The organism is Bombilactobacillus sp. ESL1097 (genome assembly GCF_058107205.1).
The window spans coordinates 534385-553098 of sequence record NZ_JBYLUB010000002.1 but is presented as its reverse complement, the minus strand read 5'-3'; the positions used below and the strand labels follow the sequence as shown (position 1 = coordinate 553098).

Below are 18714 nucleotides of genomic sequence, written 5' to 3'. Positions count from 1 at the left end.
TTATCTCAAATTATAATTTTAATTACGATTGCATCATTTCAATCAAAAAAGGCAGAAGGAGAAATCCTCCCTCCGCCTTCTTCAGTAATTCATCTACTATGAGCTAAGGTATTACAACATACTTGCAAATTTTTGCAAAGTACGGATCATTTGAGCTGTAAAGCCTGATTCATTATCGTACCAAGCAACAGTCTTAACGATTTGTTCGCCGTTTGAACCTTCAACAACTTGTGTTTGAGTTGGGTCAAAGACAGAACCAAATTCTGTACCAATGATATCGGAAGAAACAATTTCGTCACCATTGTAACCAAATGATTCGTTACCATCAGTAGCTTTCTTCATAGCATCATTAATTTCATCAGCTGTAACTTTCTTATCCAAGATAGCAACTAATTCAGTTAAAGAACCTGTAATAACTGGCACACGTTGTGCATGGCCATCAAGCTTACCCTTTAATTCAGGAATAACTAAACCAATAGCTTTAGCAGCACCTGTTGAGTGAGTAATGATGTTTTGAGCAGCAGCACGGGCATTACGCTTGTTACCACCACGATCAGGACCATCTTGTAACTTTTGAGTAGCTGTGTAAGCATGGATTGTTGTCATTGTACCAGTTTGGATACCAAAAGCATCGTTCATTGCTTTAGCAAGTGGTGCCAAGCAGTTTGTAGTACATGAAGCAGCAGAAATAATTTGATCATCTTTAGTGATTGTGTCGTCATTTACACCATAAACAACAGTCTTTAAATCACCAGCAGGAGCAGAAATCAAAACTTTCTTAGCACCGGCATCAATATGAGCTTGTGACTTTTCTTTTGATGTGTAGAAACCAGTACTTTCAAGTACTAATTCAACGCCGTCATTCTTAACCCAAGGAATGTTGCGGGCATCTGATTCTGCGTAAACAGGAATCTTCTTACCATCGATTACGATTGCATCATCAGTAGCTGAAACTTCATGTTTGAAGTTACCATGAGCTGTATCATACTTTAATAAATGAGCCAACATATCTGGTGATGTCAAGTCGTTAATTGCAACAACTTCCAAGTCATCATTTGCAACTTCATAAATACGACGTAAAGCTAAACGTCCAATGCGTCCGAAACCATTAATACCTACTTTTGTAGTCATGTAAGATTTCCTCCTTCAGGAAAAATAAAATATTTTATTTTAAAGGTTTTTATCCCTTAAAATCGCTTCTGAGGCTGCCTCATCAGTAATTAAAACCGTCTGCTGAGGAGCAATTTTCATATATGAGCAAATTGCAGCAGCTTTACTAGCACCACCAGCAATTGCTAGCACATGTGAAACATTAATTAGATCCGAAACCTGTAAACCAATTTTCGGTATCTTATAGACGACGTTACCTTGAGCATCCAGAAAAACACCAAAAGCTTCTGAAACAGCTTGTTTGTTTTCCAATAACTCAATTTCTTTCGACGACATGTTGCGCCGATTGGCCATAGTTTTGGCACGACCAATACTGTGAATTACCACATCGCTTTGGTTAATCAAATCCAAAACCGACTTAACTACAGGTTCTTCCAGTAAAGGGGCCACACTTTTAGCACTGATATCTTCAGGAACATAGAGTGCACGATAATGTCCCTTAGCATGATGTGCCATTTCAGCACAGACCGTATTGGCCTGAATTGAAACTCCTTCGCCCAAACCACCGCGGGCAGGCACAAACAATAAATTCCGTTCCTGTGACAACTTAGGAGTCAATGCCTGCGCCACAGCAGCCATTGTTGTACCACCCATTACCGCGATGGTTGAACGTCCGCTAGGCAAAAAATGATCCATCATCTGATTTAACTCTTGACCCATTAGTTCCAAGACCCGTCGATGATGTTCACTATCACCCGGTATGATTATAACTTGTTCAATTCCTAAAAAGGAAGCTAAACGCGTTGCAATAACGGAAGTATCATTTAACTTACCAATAACCACATCGAGGTGAGCAACAATCTCTTCGCCTTTTTCGGTTAACATCATCCCTGATTTAGAGGAGCTAATTAAGCCACTAGTTTTAAACAAATCTGTTTCCCGCCGCAAAACTCGTTCTGAAAGATCCAACTCACTTGCCAAGATCCGCCGACCAATTGGTTGCATCCAGCGAATTTCCTGCAAAATTCGATAACGCTTTCGCAGGGTACTTAAAAAATCTGGTGCAATGGCTTCGATCCAACCAAGTTCATCGTTGACTGACGATGCATTTGCCGTGGGACTAATTTTGTCCCTGTGTGGCATATTAAGACCCATCCAATCAAAAAATATATGTGAGTATCGTTTCCAACTCACAACAAGATTATAACAACTTAATTTTTAATTTGCAATAAACAAAACCACTTTTTTACAGAAAAAAATGGTTCATCACAAAATTGTAATGAACCACCAACTATGCGCCACCTGGGAGTCGAACCCAGATCCCAAGAACCGGAATCTTGTGTGCTATCCATTACACTAGCGGCGCAACACATGAAATATATTACACGACGAAAGAACATTTGGCAATACCTAAATAGATTTTTTATTAATTAGTTTCAACATTTTAACTGCAGATCTTACCTCATAGTAAAATGATAAGTTTCATTTTGGGTGCTTACTACTTAAATCTATTGATTAGTTTCAAATGATTTTGGAAAATAAATTTCAAGCACTAAAAATGGTGGACAAATCCATTAATAACGGCATTTTTAGCTTTGCAATGGTATCTAATCGTTCTTTTTCTTGAAGCAAAAAACTTTCTTTTCCAATAATGTTATGTATACTATGTTCTTGTAATAAAATTTGGGAGGAAAAATTATGACTAAAAAAATTGGAGTTATCGTCGGTAGTTTACGTAAGCAATCTTTTTCCAAGGCAATCGCTAATGCAATGAAAGAAATGTTTCCTGAAGGCTACGATGCACAATTAATCGATATCAGTGATTTGCCAATCTTCAACCAAGATTTTGAAGATGGTGAATTAGAAGAGCCAGCTAGTTACAGCCGTTTCCGTAATGATGTTAAAGACATGGATGCTATTTTATTCGTTACCCCAGAATATAACCGCAGCACGCCTGCTGTTTTAAAGAACGCCCTTGATGTCGGTTCTCGTCCTTATGGACAAAGCGTTTGGGATAGGAAACCTGCTGCAGTTGTTAGTGTTTCACCTGGTGCTCCTGGTGCTTTTGGTGCTAATCACCACTTACGCCAATCATTAGTCTTCTTAAACATGCCAACTTTGCAACAGCCTGAAGCTTACCTAGGCAATGTGATGAATTACCTAGATGACAATGGTCAAGTTAATAATGACAATACAAAGCAATTCTTACAATCCATTGTTGATGCATTTGTTGAATTGATCAATCGGTATTAAGATATACAATCGGAACTTTTTTCAAGTTCGCACATGAAGGACTCTTAGAGTCCTTTTTTTAATAATTAATTTATTACTATTAAGCAATCTGGAAATGAAGTCATGAGAGTTGACTTTTTTTAAATATATGATAAATTAGCAGAGTAATGTATAGAGTGCTAATAAGCAATAGGAGGCTTTTTTATGTTAGTTCCTACAGTTATTGAACAAAATTCACGTGGTGAACGTGCCTACGATATTTATTCTCGTTTATTAAAAGACCGCATCATTATGTTATCGGGCGAAGTTACTGATGATTTAGCTAATACGGTCATTGCCCAACTGTTATTCTTGGATGCTCAAGATTCTGAAAAAGATATTTATATGTACATCAACTCTCCTGGTGGCTCTGTAACCGCCGGCTTAGCAATTATGGATACTATGAATTTTGTCAAAGCCGATGTGCAAACCATTGCTATGGGAATGGCTGCTTCAATGGCTAGTGTCTTATTATCTTCTGGTGCTAAGGGCAAACGCTTTGCTTTACCAAACTCCACGGTCTTAATTCACCAACCTTCTGGCGGCGCTCAAGGTCAACAAACCGAAATTGAAATTGTGGCTGAAGAGATTTTAAAAACCCGCAAACGTTTAAATAAAATCTTAGCAGATAATTCTGGCCAAGATATCGAAACCATTGAACGCGATACTGAACGTGATAACTATTTAACCGCTCAAGAGGCTAAAGATTATGGTTTAATTGATGATATTATGACTAACAATTCAAATAAATAATTGGGCAAATTAATCATTACAAAAAACACGACCTGATGGCCGTGTTTTTTTATTCAATCACTTTACTAACACCTTGTTCAGTAATCACAAAATCAACAGGATAATCTAGCGACGTTACTGGTACTTGTGCGCTTTGCAACTGCGCAAAGCATAATGCCACTGTCGTTGCTGTTAACGACTGTTGTTGTAAATAACGATCATAATAACCGCCACCATACCCCAAACGTTTGCCCGCTAAGGAGCAAGTTAAACACGGTACAATCACTAAATCTAATTCTGCTGGAGCAATAATAGGCGCTGTGATTGGTGGCTCTAAAACTCCTAAAGAACTTTTTTGTAGTGCTCGTTGTCCTTGAAACAGTTGCGCTTGCATCCGATGTTGTGCATAAACTCGCGGTAAGGCTATCACCTTCTGCTCACTTTGCGCCACCTTAACCAAAGGCTGCGTCGCTAATTCTGAACCCACGGACCAATAAGTAAAAATCGTGTGACTCATTTGAAACTGTGGCAAATTAATTAACAAGTTCGTGATAGCTTTGGTTGCTTGTTTTCGATAGCTCGGTGATAGCTGCGACCGCCGTTTTAAAAGTTCTTGACGTAACTGCACCTTCTGCTGCTCAATTGCCGTCATAACTATAACGTACTCTTTAACTTAGGATAGCCACTTTGCGCCACCAATTGATCGTACTGCTGAGCAAATTCTTGTTCTTCTTGGTTACGATATCCTTCAAAAAGTACCTCTTTGATATCTTCTTGATTAAAAAAGCAAAAATCTTCGGTTTCATCGACACCATTGGGATACAAAACACCCGAATAATCAAAATAACCAATTTGATTTTTCTTTTCTTCAAACAGTGCTGCACGGTTCACGATCATTAAGGGCGTTTCCTGATCACCCTTTAAGGTTACTACTGAGCCAATTGGTAAAATTTTCATATGATTCTCCTTACAATGATGCAATTAAATTATTCAAAAAATGTAAAGCAATGTTATAGCGCATATCGCCTTGATACAAAACATACGTGGTTGCTAACAAACAACCAGCTAAAATATAGGGAATGACTACTAAACTAAAAGCCGGAGCATGCATCAATCCAAAAATTGCACCTGACAAAACAATTGCTAAGACCGTTTGTCCATTATTTTTTAACTTTGGAAAAAAATATTTAAAAAATAATCCACGAAAAATGAATTCTTCGATAATGGGACCAAAAATAATCGTAAACAAGTTCAACATAATTGGCGATTTTTTAGCCAATAAATCCAGTTCTTGTTGATTAGCAGAGGTCGGAAACAAATTACTTAAAAGACCAATCAAGAACATTATAATAAATAAGCCGACAAAAGTAAGCCCCACATGTTTGACAGGTGGCCAAGTTGTTCGCAAAGCTGGTAAGTGGCGGTATTTATTCCACAATGCAGCAATCAATGCTCCCATCAAGATGAACAATAAGACAAGCAGTAGGATCAATTCTAAGCTTGACACTTGTCGTTGCAATAAGGGGATAGCAATAGGCGTTTGCGCCAACGAATACAATAAAAAATAACCAACTAAAACTGCAATGTGCCGTACATTTCGTTGGCTACTTCTAGTTACTTTCATACAAAATAATCCTCACTTTTTAAAATAATGGAAAACCACTAGTGAGCCAAAAGCCTAAGGTAATGACAATGACAGCTCCCAATAGCATCAGCCATAACCAGTTACTAGTTAATTTATGTTGCTGCTTTTTCGCAAAAGCCATTTCAATAATTCCGATTAAGACCAACGCTGCCAAAAGTTTGATAATTGTTAATAATGGATGTTCATGCCACGGATAAGGTAACATGACTACTCCACTGATTAACAATACTAAATAACCTAGCCGCGCAATCATTGCCCACAATTTGGGATGTTGCCCATTTTTTCGTAAACCACTAATGACTGCAATTATTAAAATTAGTACGACAATTAAATGTAACCAAGGCCAGAACATCTAACTTCACCCTTTCCAATTTAATAACTTTTATTTTAGTAGATCATTGTAATTAAGCAATAATTACACAAAAAATGTTCGCAAATCTTAACAGATTACACGAACATTTTTTTATTACTGCAATTCTTCACTAATTAACGCAAATATTTAATCAATTCCCGCGCCCGACGCAAAGAAACATAAGCGCTACTACCATCTTGAAACCTTAATTGTTTAGTTTTGTTATCATACTTACAAGGTTGTTGCAAATTGACTAAATAACTCTTATCACTCCGAAACAGCTCTTGATAACGATGTGCCAAATTATTTAAACTACCTAAAAATTCAGTTTCCCGCGTTTTGGTATGCAACAAGACATGACCTGCAGCAACTTCTGCCGTCGTCAGATATAATACCTGATCTAACGGAACCGTGAAATAACGACTACCAATTCGGTAAGAAAACATTCGCTGTTGTGGTTGTTCTATTGCTTGATAGTCCACAATGGCTAGATGTAAATCTTCGCGTATTTTGGTTTCAACGCTATCCAAACCATGATCTTTATCAATAAAATCTAATGGTGCTACTCGCCGTTCAATAGTCATCACGGCTAATTCATCATGGATAGAAATAAAAACAATCTTAGCTTGTGGTAATAAGTGACGAATTTCTACCGCCAATTGCAGACCAGCATGCGTATTGTTATTAATTTCCATATCTAAGAAAAACAAGCCGTAATTGCTATCGCTTTCTTGAGCCATTGATAATAATTCCAGTGGCGATAGTGTCTGACAAATCAACTCCATGTCCATATGATTATCACTAATTGCACTACGAATAATCTTAGCGTACTGTATTTGCTGTTCTTGATTATCTTCAAGCAAATATACTGGGAGCATCACTATCCCTCCTCTGTAATTATTAATGTAATACATAAGTGGTTCTCACCTAGTTGCGTATCTAACCAAAGTTGTTCATCATCTCTAATTAACTGCCGGACATTAGTTAATCCCAAACCTTGATGAGCAGCTTTCGTTGTATACCCGGGTTCAAATAATTGATGCACATTTTTAATATTCGATGCTGCATTATCAACCACAATCTCGACTTGACCAGTAGATGACACAAACGAACAGCCAACAACTCGATCTTTTTCTTTTTGTGCTTGTTCAATCGCATTATCTAACAAAATTCCCAGCACTCTAACAACTGTCAAAATATTAACTTGTTGTAATCGAATTTCTTGAGTTAATTCAAGCCGTAATTGAACTCCAACATGTTGAGCTGTTAAAAACTTTTGGATAACCAAGCCACGAATTGGATCATTTTTTAAATAATCAATATTCGCAATGGTCATCTGCTTCAAATCTTGCTTAATAGGTTGTTGCTTTAGTAGCTCTTGATAATAATCAGTTAATTGTTGATTATTACCATTTTTGACAAAACCTTCTAAACCCAATAACATATTTTGGTAGTCATGCTTAAATTTGCGTAACTCTGAATATTGCTGTTCAATACTAGCTAAATCAGCACGCAGTTGGCGATCTTCTCTAACCCTCTGCTCGGCCTGTTGCCGCGCTACATAAGCCTTAAAAAATAGCCAAGCGTAAACTATTGTCCATGTCGCAAAGACCACAAATAATAACAAAATTAATGATAATGCAGTATAAGTGGATTTAACTTTATCACTAGTAACTAAAATAGCTTCTACAATAAGAAACAGCGTAAAAATAAAAATAAACAAGTACTTAGATAAATCCATAGTTTTAAAATAAAATAAAAAATTTGTTATTTTAAATTTATAAAAAGCATCTATGCTTATAAAGCAAACTATTAAAATTAAGGTAATAAAGTTAGCCCAAAATACTACATCAACATTATTATAAAGATTGTAAACATTAGATATTCTAAATATAAATTGTACAAAAATACTGATAAAAATTAAAAGGACAATAGATACAGTCTTAATAGTATAGCTAAAATAATCCAACTTTTTATATTTAATAAACGAAAAAAATATAGAAGAAATTAGCCATAATAAAAAATACAAATTACCTACTTCACTACCAATACACCCCCAAAAGAATGCTACTAATAGGTCCGTAAGAATAAAGTACAAATGATAGTTACGATTAAAGTAATGAATAAGATTTAACACCAAATATAAGATAAAAAAATTATCAAAAATATCAACCCATAAATTAACAAAAATCATCTATTATCCATGTTTGTGAATTAAATGCCATATCCATTCATGGAGTGGTTCATTTGGTGCAACTACCGTTGCCATTGTAGAAACTTGTGCACCACCGGTAACTTTTTGTAATTCTGTATCTGATAAATTCTTCAACATAATAAAATACCTCCCTTATAACTGATATTATAGTCCAAGAATTAAATTAGTCAGCAATATTTTATTAACGCTTACTTTTCGCCCATAATCAAAATCATTTTAATCTATTTATAATCATTTGATTAGATTTTAATTATTTCAAGCTAAAAAATATCTCAACTTTATTTATTCAGCTGCTTTTTCATTAATGATAATCGGGTGGCTAAGGGCGTTCCGGTTAAATCTTTGGTATAAGTCGTCACTTTCTGATATTCTTTACAAATTTGCCGCACAGTTTTTAATTCAGTGGAACTAAGATTCTTATTAAAGACCACAATTAAATCTGCATCCTGAATCTGCTCTGCTAAAACTTGCGGTGCTTCCTGACCAGTTAAGGAGCGATAATCGCCAGCTCTTAAAGTAATTGTATCTTTCGTTTCCGCCAATTTACTACCAATAGTTAAAATCTTTAATCCCTTAAAAAGGGGCTTAAACTTGCGTCGTTTATGTTTAGCAGTGGTCGCTTCGAGCACGGGCCTAGTGATATTTTCAGTATTTGAATATTTCCAAATGATTTTGCCAGATGCCGGATTATTAATTTCGTGGGCATAATCAACCACATCTCCTGCTGCCAATTGAAAAGGTTCAATATCTTCATCAGTTAATAAAATAATCTTTTGCGTTCCAGAATCATCATTAAATTCAATATACAATTGATCGGAATCAGATTGCTGTTGCACTAATAATTGCGACTTAACTTCTCGCACAGCCAACTCGACTTCACGACTACGATCCAAAACTTCAAACTGATATGGTGATTCTACAGTGTTTTGCACATTAACAGTTTCTGATGTCAAAGTGGCGCGGACAAGATCTCCTGAACGTAAATTTAATTGTCGGACAACTGCTTCCGGAACTGGAACAGGTTGAGTTAGATCAAGCATTCCTCCGCGTAATAATTGTTTAAAATATCCCGTTACCTCCTGTGCTTTAGGACCGCCAGCTGATAATTCTGCTGTCAAATCCCGTGCCGATAGAGGAACGTCAGCATCCAAAAAAGTAGCTTTATCAATGGCTGATAAAATATTTAATTGTTCCTGCATCCGCACCACAATAGTTGATAGATTATTTTCATTGATACTTTGGTTAAGGCTACTGATTTCTGCTTGAATTAAATAAATTAATTTGTCTTTTTTCAAAAATTATCCCTTCAATTCATTAATTAAAAAATACACAAAAACTTTATTTTAGTTTAATAATAACATATGTGAACAAATTCAAAAACGAAAGTATTGTTTAAAATACAAAATATTTTTAATTGAACCATAAAATAAACTGACACTTAATCAATTTCAAACCTTTTTGCAATATTTTTATCACAATTACTGGCTTAAATTACTAAAAAAGCTAGGACCTCTAGTGTCTAATGGTTAGACAGCTTTGATCCTAGCTGTAATTTTTCAATTAATAATTTTACTTAAAAACTGGCAATTGCTTGCTCAATTGGTTGTTCCCCACTACTGAGGTCAAATGCTTGCTTAATCGTGAGCGGATTTTTTAAACAAGCCACAATGGTTGCCGCTACATCAGCGCGGGCAATAGAGCGCAAGCCCGCATCAGTTTGTAAACTCAACCGTGGTGCTAGTTGGATACGTCCTTGCCCAACAGCATTAGTTAAAACTGCCGGGCGAATAATCGTATAATCCAAGCCGCTGTGCAGTAGCCATTGATCAGCATAATATTTAGCAGCGTAATAATAATTTCCCGTTGATAACGCCCGCCGTTGATAAGACCATAATCCACGATTGTCAGCTTGGAGAGCACTAACCATCACGAAACGTTGAGCCTGCGCTAACTGAGCAGCTTGAATCATTTTAATCGCCCCATCTAAGTCAATCATAATGGTTTGATCTGCCCCAGTTTTGCCACCAGAACCCGCAGCAAACACCACTGCATCAATATTGTGGGTTGCTTGCACCAGTTGATTTAACTCACCGGATAAATCAATGAATTGCGTAGCCACACCTTGAGCCTGATAAGCAGCGATTTGCGCAGACTGTCTTAAACCTGCCACAACCTGAATTTGTGGTTCTGACTGTAATTGTTGAACTACTAATCGTCCAATTTGACCATGAGCTCCTACCACTAAAACACGCATTAATTTATCTCCTTAAACTTCTAATCCAGCAGTTCTTTTACTTTTAATCAAATCATTAAGTTTGCGTAAGCGGTGATTAATTCCGGACTTAGAAATTGAGCCACTGGGTACTAGCTGTCCTAATTCGGTTAGAGACATCTCTGGGTTAGCTAAACGTAATTCCGCAATTTCCTTAAGCTTCGGGGGTAACGTTTCTAAACCAAAATTATCTTGCCAAAATTTAATATTTTCAACTTGCTGACTCGCCGCCTTAATCGTCTTATTAATATTGGCATTTTCACAGTTGACTAAACGATTAACTGAGTTCCGCATATCGCGCACAATGCGAATATCTTCAAACTTTAACATTGCTGACGTGGCGCCAATCACCCGTAAAAAGTCCGAAATTTTTTCAGCTTCTTTCAGGTAAACAATATAACCACTGCGCCGAGCCGTCGCCCGCGCATGCAAGTTAAATTGATTCATCAATTGCAAAATTCCCTGATTCTGATCTTCATATAAGGAATAAATTTCTAAATGATAACTAGAAGTTTCCGGATTATTGACACTTCCCCCCGCTAAAAAGGCCCCCCGCAAATAGGACCGCGCGCGTTGTTTGGAATTCAGCACATCTGCTGGGATATCAGTCCGAATTTGAAAGCCATTAACTTCTACAATACGTAAATCGGCTAAAATAGGCTGCACCTGCCGGCGCAAGCGTACAATATATTGATTATTCTTTTTCAATTTCATTTTGCGACGAACCACTAGATCCGCCTCCACGGTATACAACTGTTGCAATAACGCGTAAATCCGCCGCGCAATCGCGGGATTTTCTGTTTGAACATCCAAAATAAAATGATGATCAACTAACGATAAACTGCCATTCATTCGAATTAAAGCCGATAATTCGGCCCGCGCATGCTCTGGATGAACTTCTAGACTAGTTAATTCTTTTTTGACAGTGCTGGCATAAGAAGCCATCAGACATACCACCTTTTTTACATACAAAACTCATTTTTATTGTTTTCTAGTGCCCGCTTGAAAAGCCAAGTTTAACAATTCTCGCGCCACTTTATCACCATCATGAAAGGCACCGCCATCATGCAACGATAAATAATCATCCGTAATGACACGACAGCCTTGTTGCCGTAAGCCTGCAAAATCCGACTTAACTTGCGCCAAATATTCATTGTATTTTTCATGATCCATATAATCACTCGGAACTGGCTTACCATTAACTAACACGGTGTTAATATAGTGCCCGCCCAAATGACGATTCAACACCCGAACATGATCTGCATCTGTAAAATTAACAGTTTCGCCAATCTGCGTCATAATATTACAAATATAAACCACTTCTGCTGAAGTTTGTTGCAAAGCCTGCTGCACATTACTAATCATTAAATTCGGTAAAATACTCGTAAATAAACTTCCCGGTCCTAACACAATCACATCGGCCTGCATAATAGCTGCTAAGACCGGCAAAACTGCCGCGGGCTTTTGCTGGGGATTATTGGTATCACTCACCCAGACGCGTTGAATATTTTTACCTGCGTAAGTAATTTCGTGTTCACCAGCTAATTGCGTACCATCTGTAAATTCAGCATGCAAAGTCAGTGGTGAATTAGATACTGGAAAGACGTGTCCTTCCACCTCCATCATTTTGGCCAACTGTTGCACTGCATCAAAAATATCATTTTGATACATTTCTGATAAAGCAGCAATCACCAAATTGCCAATCGCATGCCCCGCCAAAAAAGAATCATCACTATTAAAGCGATATTGAAAAACGTCTAACGGTAATTGCTCCCAATTGGACAAAGAAACTAACACATTACGAATATCTCCTGGGGGAACCACATTAATATAATTACGAATAGCCCCGGAGGAACCACCATTATCTGCTACAGTCACTACGGCTGTGATGTCAGCATTTAATTGCTGTAAACTGTGTAGGATAACAGGTAAGCCTGTTCCACCACCAATTACCGTGATTTTAGGCTTCCGCCCTTTAATAACCTTGATAGTCTTCGTAGTATCTCTCATGAACGATTCACCGACTCCTTATGTCGATTGATATCTCGATGATCAATTTTGACATCATAATTTAATTGTTGTAAATCTTCTCCTAATCGTTGAGCGATGGCGACCGAACGGTGCTGGCCACCAGTACAACCAATGGCAATTGTCAACATCGTTTTGCCTTCTTGTTGATATTGGGGAATGATCGTTTTCATTAAAGTAAAATATTGTTGATAAAATTGCTGTGCCGCGGTTTGGCTAAAAACATAAGCCGCAACATTTTTTTGAAGCCCCGTTTGTTGCCGCATCACTGGATCATAATACGGATTGGGTAAAAAGCGCACATCCATCATATCATCTGCATCAATAGGCACACCATACTTAAAGCCAAAGGACATGACCACAATATGAAACGGCGTTACTTGTTGTTGATCAAATTGATGAAAAATTTCGGCGCGTAATTGGCGCGGTGTTAAATTAGTGGTATCAACGATTAAAGCCGCTCGTTGGTATAGTGGCTTTAATAAACGGCGTTCTTTGACAATGCCATTAATCAAGCGTCCTTCCATAGCCAATGGATGTGAGCGTCGAGTTTCTTTGTAACGTGCCACTAACTCTTCATTAGTCGCATCTAAAAATAAAATTTTTGTTTGAATCGTTGAGTAATCTTCTAGTCCCGTTAAACTACTCAAAAGCTGATCATAAAAAACCTGTGACCGTAAATCAATGACTACAGCAATTTTGTTCATATTACCTGCTTCTTGAACTAGCTGAATAAATTTACCTAATAAAGCTGGTGGTAAATTATCAATGCAAAAATAACCCATGTCTTCAAAAGCCTGAACCGCTACTGTCTTACCAGCACCGCTCATTCCGGAAATAATTACTAAATCCGTCTTTTTTTGTTGCTTAGTCACTCAGTCATCCGCTCCTTTACTCGCCACTAAGTTGCAGTATCTATCCTGACAGCAAAATTTTTACTGACAAGTCCTAGCAAATTTAAACTTCAACTACTCTTACTGAAATTAACAAACTTATTATAGAGATTATTTTATCAATTAACAATTCTTATCGATTAAATAATTAGCCCGTAGTATTAAAAAAACTTGGATATTAATCCAAGTCTTTTGCCCGTGGTGTTTGTTCTAACACAGGTTGCAAATAATGCCCAGTATATGAGTGCGGATTAGCAGCTACTTCTTCTGGGGTTCCTGTGGCCACAACTTGACCACCCAAGTCACCGCCTTCAGGTCCTAAATCAATTAACCAATCTGCCGATTTGATGACATCCAGATTATGTTCAATCACTAAAACGGTATTTCCTTGATCCACCAAGCGTTGTAAAACCGCCAAAAGTCGTTTGACATCATCAACGTGCAACCCAGTTGTCGGCTCATCTAAGATATAAAAGTTTTGCCCATCGACTTTCTTGTATAGTTCAGAAGCTAGTTTCATCCGTTGAGCTTCACCACCAGACAAAGTTGTTGCTGACTGGCCCAATTGGACATAGCCTAGCCCCACATCAACAATAGTTTGTAACTTCCGTTTAATCTTTGGTAAATGATCAAAGAATTCTAAAGCTTGCATTACCGTCATTTTCAACACGTCGGCAATCGTCTTGCCTTTATAAGTTACCTCCAAGGTTTCTGAATTATAACGGGTTCCATGGCAAACTTCACAAGGAACATAAACATCTGGTAGGAAATTCATTTCAATCTTAATAATGCCATCACCTTTGCAGGCTTCACACCGACCACCTTTGACATTGAAAGAAAACCGGCCCTTTGTATAACCCCGCACTTTGGCTTCGTTAGTTTGCGCAAACAAGCCCCGAATATCATCAAAGACCCCTGTGTACGTTGCAGGATTACTCCGGGGAGTGCGACCAATCGGGCTTTGATCAATATTAATTAAAGATTTTAGATGTTGATAACCCGTAATACTTTGATATTGACCGGCGCGTTGCGAATTATGATTGATTTTTTGAGCTAAAGCGCGTTGTAAAATCGTATTAACTAATGATGACTTGCCGGAACCCGAAACACCAGTCACCGCAATAAATTTGCCTAGCGGAAATTGTACATCAATCTTTTTTAAATTATTTTCCGCCGCACCAGTTACTTCAATATATTGCCCATTACCTGCGCGCCGTTGTGCAGGTAAGGCAATATATTTTTTACCAGCTAAATACTGTCCTGTCAACGACTGCGGGTTCGCCTGAACCTCTGCCGGCGTCCCTGCTGCCACAATCTGGCCGCCAGCAGCACCGGCGCCTGGACCGACATCAATCAAATAATCAGCTTGCCGCATCGTATCTTCATCGTGTTCCACCACAATAAGTGTATTGCCTAAATCGCGCATCTTTTTTAAGGAGCGAATTAAGCGTTCGTTATCCCGTTGATGTAAACCAATAGACGGTTCATCTAAAATATACAAAACCCCGGAGAGGTTGGAACCAATTTGCGTGGCTAAACGAATCCGCTGAGCTTCACCACCAGATAAAGTTCCCGCTGCTCGTGATAAAGTTAAATAGTCCAAACCGACATTTTGTAAGAAGGATAAACGATCAATAACTTCTTTTAAAATTGGTTGCGCAATCACTTGATTTTGTGGCGACAGCTTAACACTTTGAAAGAACGGCAAAGCTTGTTTGATGGCTAAATCGGACACAGCGGCAATATTTTGACCATTGACTTGAACGCACAGGGCTTTTTGGTTTAACCGTTGCCCATGACAAAGCGGACATTGTAGCTCTGTAAAATATTTCCGCATCACTTCCCGCATAAAAGCACTGGAAGGTTTTTCATACCGGTGTTTAATATTAGGAATGACCCCCTCAAAATAGGTATCAACATCACGGACACTGCCAAAATCATTATCAAAGTGTAAATGAATTTCTTGTTGATCATTACCATATAAAACGGTCTGTTGTTGTGCAGGTGATAATTTGGCAAAAGCCACATCTTGAGGAATTTGCAACTGCTCACAAACTTGTTCCAATACCTGTGGATAATATTGAGAATGCTCTGGACTCCAAGGAACAATTGCCCCTTGTGCAATCGTCAAATCAGGATCAGGAACCACCAATTGGGGATCAACTTCTAGTTTCATCCCCAAACCATCACATTCCGGACAAGCACCAAACGGAGCGTTAAATGAGAATAAGCGCGGTTCCAACTCGCCAACGCCAAAACCACATAAAGGACAGGCATAGTGCTCTGAAAACACTAACGCCTTTTGACCAATCACATCGGCGGTCATATAACCATCGGATAACCGTAAGGCCGATTCAATCGAATCAAACAGCCGCGAACGAATCTGTTCTTTGATAACTACCCGATCCACCACAACAGAAATATCGTGTTTTTGATTTTTGTTGAGCTCTAGCTGTTCATTAACTTCATGCTGCTCGCCGTCAATTAAGACACGGACATAACCTTGCTTAGCAATTTTGGCCAAAACTTTTTTATGCTGGCCTTTTTTGGCACGAATAACTGGCGCCAAAATTTGCACCTTGGTACGTTCGGGTAATTGTAATAACCGATCAACCATTTGTTCCACTGATTGACTCGTAATCGGTGTTCCATCATTCGGACAAATCGGAGTCCCGACACGCGCCCATAATAATCGTAAATAATCGTTAATTTCAGTGACAGTGCCGACGGTGGAACGCGGATTTTTGGATGTTGTTTTTTGATCAATAGAAATAGCGGGACTTAAGCCATCAATTGAATCCACATCTGGTTTATCCATTTGTCCTAAAAATTGGCGGGCATAAGAAGATAAACTTTGTACATACCGTCTTTGACCTTCAGCATACAAAGTATCAAAGGCTAAAGAACTTTTACCAGAACCGGATAAACCGGTCATGACCACTAATTTATTGCGTGGAATTGTGACATCGACATTTTTTAAATTGTGCGAACGGGCACCGTGAATGACAATATTTTCGTTTACCATTAATCAATCTCTGCTTTCAATTCTAAAATTGTATCGCGTAAATTGGCTGCTTGTTCAAAGTCTAATTTTTTGGCAGCTTGGTTCATTTGATCAGTCAATTGCGTCAACAGTTCTGTCTGATCCTTTTTGGTCATATTATTAAAATCAAACGGATCTTGCGTAATTGCTTGTTCTTGACTGCTACTATTATCAACAGTCTTTAAGGCCGTAATCGCTGCGCGAATTGGCTTTTGAATTGTTTGTGGTTGAATATGATGGACTTCATTGAAATGTTGCTGAATTTGCCGCCGCCGTTTAGTTTCTTCAATCGCTACTTTCATTGAATCGGTGATATGATCAGCGTACATAATGACATGACCATGAACGTTCCGCGCAGCCCGTCCAATCGTTTGAATTAACGGCCGTTCAGAGCGTAAGAAACCTTCTTTATCGGCATCCAAAATTGCAATTAAGGACACTTCTGGTACATCAATGCCTTCACGTAATAAATTAATGCCAATCAATACATCGTATTTGCCTAACCGCAGATCCCGAATAATTTCCGTGCGTTCCAAAGTTTTAATATCACTGTGCAAATAGGCCACTTTAATGCCCAAATCTTTTAAATAGTCGGTTAAATCTTCAGCCATTTTTTTAGTTAAAGTCGTCACTAACGTCCGTTCGTGTTGCTCAATACGCTGATTAATTTCCCCTACTAAGTCATCAATTTGGCCCATAATCGACCGTACTTCAATTTCAGGATCTAACAAACCAGTCGGACGAATTACTTGTTCCACCACTTCGTTAGTTTGTTCCATTTCGTAAGGCCCCGGCGTTGCAGAAACGTACAAAATCTGATTAACATGCTGTTCAAATTCCGCTAAAGTTAACGGGCGGTTATCCAAAGCACTTGGCAAGCGAAAGCCATAATCGACTAGCATCTGCTTACGGGCGCGATCACCATTATACATGCCACGAATTTGGGGCATCGTCACATGAGATTCATCAATCATAATGTTAAAATCATCGGGAAAAAAGTCAAGTAATGTAAACGGCGGTTCGCCTTCGCTACGCCCTTCCATGTGTCGCGAATAATTTTCAATGCCTGACGTATATCCCATTTCTCGCATCATTTCAATATCATAATTAGTACGCTGCTCCAAGCGTTGGGCTTCCAGCAATTTACCAGCCTGTTTTAATTCTTTTAAACGTTGGTCCAATTCCAAAGAGATGCGTTCTAAAGCGGCCTGCATTTGTGTTTCATTAGTCATAAAATGCGTTGCCGGAAAGATCGAAACCTGCGGACGTTCGCCAATTAATTCCCCAGTTAATGGATCCATTTCTAAAATCCGGTCAATTTCATCGCCAAAAAATTCAATGCGTAAAGAATGATCATCGCGTGACGCTGGAAAAATATCGACCACATCACCGCGTACCCGAAAACGGCCCCGCTGAAAGTCAATATCATTACGTTCAAATTGATTATTAATTAAGTTCTTGAGTAATTCATCGCGACTAATCTCTTGCCCCGACCGCAAGGAAATGACACTTTGTTGATATTCCCGCGGATCACCTAAACCAAAGATACACGAAACGGAAGCAACCACAATCACATCATTACGTTCTAGTAATGCCGAAGTCGCCGCATGACGTAATTTATCAATTTCATCATTAATACTGGAGTCTTTTTCAATATAGGTATCACTAGAAGGCACATAAGCTTCTGGCTGATAATAGTCATAATAACTCACAAAGTATTCCACCGCATTATGAGGAAAGAATTCCTTAAATTCACCATACAACTGACCAGCCAGCGTTTTATTATGGGAAATCACGAGCGTCGGTTTGTTCAATTTTTGAATAACATTGGCCATGGTAAAAGTTTTTCCAGTTCCGGTAGCTCCTTTTAACACCTGCGTACGATTACCTTTTTGAAAATCTGTTACTAATTGATCAATAGCTTGTTGTTGATCACCTGCCGGCTGATACTTAGAAACTAATTCAAATTGATTATCTGTTATCCGATCAATCACTCTGAGTCCTCCTTAACATCAATACGAGCATTCTTTTCGTCTCAAGTGCGACTCACTTTAAATCTTTAAAGTCAAAAAAGCCAAATTCTAAAGGATAAACTTACTTTAGTAATTTGACTCTTCATAAAGTTTTTAACCTAGTGGTTCATATCATACCAC

Annotated in this window: 18 protein-coding genes and 1 tRNA gene; 2 read left to right on the top strand and 17 right to left on the bottom strand. The window is 38.2% G+C overall.

The window, feature by feature from the left end; all coding sequences use genetic code 11:
• Window positions 1-111: 111 nt before the first annotated feature.
• The 3 genes from gap to AC3B6D_RS06590 all read right to left on the bottom strand — a co-directional run bounded on the left by gap (window position 112) and on the right by AC3B6D_RS06590 (window position 2476).
• Entirely contained in the window at window positions 112-1131 is a 1020-nt protein-coding gene (gene gap / locus AC3B6D_RS06600) for a type I glyceraldehyde-3-phosphate dehydrogenase (protein ID WP_489758286.1), read from the bottom strand.
• A gap of 39 nt (window positions 1132-1170) precedes the next feature.
• Window positions 1171-2253 carry a sugar-binding transcriptional regulator gene (locus AC3B6D_RS06595; RefSeq protein WP_489769633.1) on the bottom strand — a complete coding sequence of 361 codons (1083 nt, stop codon included), beginning with the start codon at window positions 2251-2253 and terminating at the stop codon, window positions 1171-1173.
• 151 nt (window positions 2254-2404) lie between these two features.
• Window positions 2405-2476 (bottom strand) — tRNA-Arg (locus AC3B6D_RS06590).
• Window positions 2477-2808: 332 nt separating this feature from the next.
• Here AC3B6D_RS06590 and AC3B6D_RS06585 point away from each other — a divergent pair.
• Entirely contained in the window at window positions 2809-3363 is a 555-nt protein-coding gene (locus AC3B6D_RS06585; RefSeq protein WP_489769632.1) for an NADPH-dependent FMN reductase, read from the top strand.
• Between the two features lie 183 nt (window positions 3364-3546).
• Complete coding sequence (gene clpP / locus AC3B6D_RS06580) at window positions 3547-4134, top strand: ATP-dependent Clp endopeptidase proteolytic subunit ClpP (protein ID WP_489758283.1); 588 nt, start codon at window positions 3547-3549, stop codon at window positions 4132-4134.
• 49 nt (window positions 4135-4183) lie between these two features.
• On the opposite strand, the gene AC3B6D_RS06575 is transcribed toward clpP, so the two are convergent.
• The 14 genes from AC3B6D_RS06575 to uvrB form a co-directional block, all read right to left on the bottom strand.
• Window positions 4184-4765, bottom strand: coding sequence for a 5-formyltetrahydrofolate cyclo-ligase (locus AC3B6D_RS06575; protein WP_489775231.1), 582 nt, complete (start codon window positions 4763-4765; stop codon window positions 4184-4186).
• A gap of 2 nt (window positions 4766-4767) precedes the next feature.
• A complete protein-coding gene (locus tag AC3B6D_RS06570) occupies window positions 4768-5070 on the bottom strand; it encodes a DUF4176 domain-containing protein (RefSeq protein WP_489769630.1) in 303 nt (100 codons plus the stop codon).
• Between the two features lie 10 nt (window positions 5071-5080).
• Window positions 5081-5737, bottom strand: coding sequence for a CPBP family intramembrane glutamic endopeptidase (locus AC3B6D_RS06565; RefSeq protein WP_489775230.1), 657 nt, complete (start codon window positions 5735-5737; stop codon window positions 5081-5083).
• Between the two features lie 19 nt (window positions 5738-5756).
• A complete protein-coding gene (locus AC3B6D_RS06560; RefSeq protein WP_489758279.1) occupies window positions 5757-6110 on the bottom strand; it encodes a YisL family protein in 354 nt (117 codons plus the stop codon).
• A 134-nt stretch (window positions 6111-6244) separates the two neighbouring features.
• Window positions 6245-6988 carry a response regulator transcription factor gene (locus AC3B6D_RS06555; RefSeq protein ID WP_489769628.1) on the bottom strand — a complete coding sequence of 248 codons (744 nt, stop codon included), beginning with the start codon at window positions 6986-6988 and terminating at the stop codon, window positions 6245-6247.
• Between the two features lie 2 nt (window positions 6989-6990).
• Window positions 6991-7833, bottom strand: a complete 843-nt coding sequence (locus AC3B6D_RS06550; protein WP_489775229.1) for a sensor histidine kinase — start codon at window positions 7831-7833, stop codon at window positions 6991-6993.
• Window positions 7834-8307: 474 nt separating this feature from the next.
• Window positions 8308-8442: a bacteriocin gene (locus AC3B6D_RS06545; protein ID WP_489775228.1), complete on the bottom strand. Its 135-nt coding sequence runs from the start codon at window positions 8440-8442 to the stop codon at window positions 8308-8310.
• A gap of 161 nt (window positions 8443-8603) precedes the next feature.
• Window positions 8604-9620 (bottom strand): hypothetical protein, encoded by a 1017-nt coding sequence (locus tag AC3B6D_RS06540; protein WP_489775227.1) that lies wholly within the window; start codon window positions 9618-9620, stop codon window positions 8604-8606.
• A gap of 278 nt (window positions 9621-9898) precedes the next feature.
• Window positions 9899-10579, bottom strand: coding sequence for an SDR family oxidoreductase (locus AC3B6D_RS06535; RefSeq protein ID WP_489775226.1), 681 nt, complete (start codon window positions 10577-10579; stop codon window positions 9899-9901).
• A 12-nt stretch (window positions 10580-10591) separates the two neighbouring features.
• Complete coding sequence (gene whiA, locus AC3B6D_RS06530; RefSeq protein ID WP_489758273.1) at window positions 10592-11542, bottom strand: DNA-binding protein WhiA; 951 nt, start codon at window positions 11540-11542, stop codon at window positions 10592-10594.
• Window positions 11543-11578: 36 nt separating this feature from the next.
• On the bottom strand, window positions 11579-12607 hold the full coding sequence (locus AC3B6D_RS06525) for a gluconeogenesis factor YvcK family protein (RefSeq protein ID WP_489769623.1): 1029 nt from the start codon (window positions 12605-12607) through the stop codon (window positions 11579-11581).
• The gene (rapZ, locus tag AC3B6D_RS06520; protein ID WP_489769622.1) at window positions 12604-13500 is read right to left on the bottom strand and encodes an RNase adapter RapZ; all 897 of its coding nucleotides are present in this window, start codon (window positions 13498-13500) and stop codon (window positions 12604-12606) included. The genes AC3B6D_RS06525 and rapZ overlap by 4 nt, the downstream gene beginning before the upstream one ends.
• Before the next feature lie 196 nt (window positions 13501-13696).
• Window positions 13697-16543, bottom strand: a complete 2847-nt coding sequence (gene uvrA / locus AC3B6D_RS06515) for an excinuclease ABC subunit UvrA (protein WP_489769621.1) — start codon at window positions 16541-16543, stop codon at window positions 13697-13699.
• Window positions 16543-18555 (bottom strand): excinuclease ABC subunit UvrB, encoded by a 2013-nt coding sequence (uvrB, locus tag AC3B6D_RS06510; RefSeq protein ID WP_489758269.1) that lies wholly within the window; start codon window positions 18553-18555, stop codon window positions 16543-16545. The genes uvrA and uvrB overlap by 1 nt, the downstream gene beginning before the upstream one ends.
• Window positions 18556-18714: the final 159 nt, after the last annotated feature.

Excerpts from the sequence above, each read along its gene's own strand:
- AC3B6D_RS06570 (WP_489769630.1), bottom strand. The coding sequence starts at position 5,070 with ATGAAAATTTTACCAATTGGCTCAGTAGTAACCTTAAAGGGTGATCAG.
- AC3B6D_RS06545 (WP_489775228.1), bottom strand. The coding sequence starts at position 8,442 with ATGTTGAAGAATTTATCAGATACAGAATTACAAAAAGTTACCGGTGGT.
- uvrA (WP_489769621.1), bottom strand. The coding sequence starts at position 16,543 with ATGGTAAACGAAAATATTGTCATTCACGGTGCCCGTTCGCACAATTTA.
- AC3B6D_RS06595 (WP_489769633.1), bottom strand. The coding sequence starts at position 2,253 with ATGCCACACAGGGACAAAATTAGTCCCACGGCAAATGCATCGTCAGTC.
- AC3B6D_RS06555 (WP_489769628.1), bottom strand. The coding sequence starts at position 6,988 with ATGCTCCCAGTATATTTGCTTGAAGATAATCAAGAACAGCAAATACAG.
- whiA (WP_489758273.1), bottom strand. The coding sequence starts at position 11,542 with ATGGCTTCTTATGCCAGCACTGTCAAAAAAGAATTAACTAGTCTAGAA.
- clpP (WP_489758283.1), top strand. The coding sequence starts at position 3,547 with ATGTTAGTTCCTACAGTTATTGAACAAAATTCACGTGGTGAACGTGCC.
- AC3B6D_RS06525 (WP_489769623.1), bottom strand. The coding sequence starts at position 12,607 with ATGAGAGATACTACGAAGACTATCAAGGTTATTAAAGGGCGGAAGCCT.
- AC3B6D_RS06535 (WP_489775226.1), bottom strand. The coding sequence starts at position 10,579 with ATGCGTGTTTTAGTGGTAGGAGCTCATGGTCAAATTGGACGATTAGTA.
- AC3B6D_RS06560 (WP_489758279.1), bottom strand. The coding sequence starts at position 6,110 with ATGTTCTGGCCTTGGTTACATTTAATTGTCGTACTAATTTTAATAATT.
- AC3B6D_RS06565 (WP_489775230.1), bottom strand. The coding sequence starts at position 5,737 with ATGAAAGTAACTAGAAGTAGCCAACGAAATGTACGGCACATTGCAGTT.
- AC3B6D_RS06585 (WP_489769632.1), top strand. The coding sequence starts at position 2,809 with ATGACTAAAAAAATTGGAGTTATCGTCGGTAGTTTACGTAAGCAATCT.
- gap (WP_489758286.1), bottom strand. The coding sequence starts at position 1,131 with ATGACTACAAAAGTAGGTATTAATGGTTTCGGACGCATTGGACGTTTA.
- AC3B6D_RS06575 (WP_489775231.1), bottom strand. The coding sequence starts at position 4,765 with ATGACGGCAATTGAGCAGCAGAAGGTGCAGTTACGTCAAGAACTTTTA.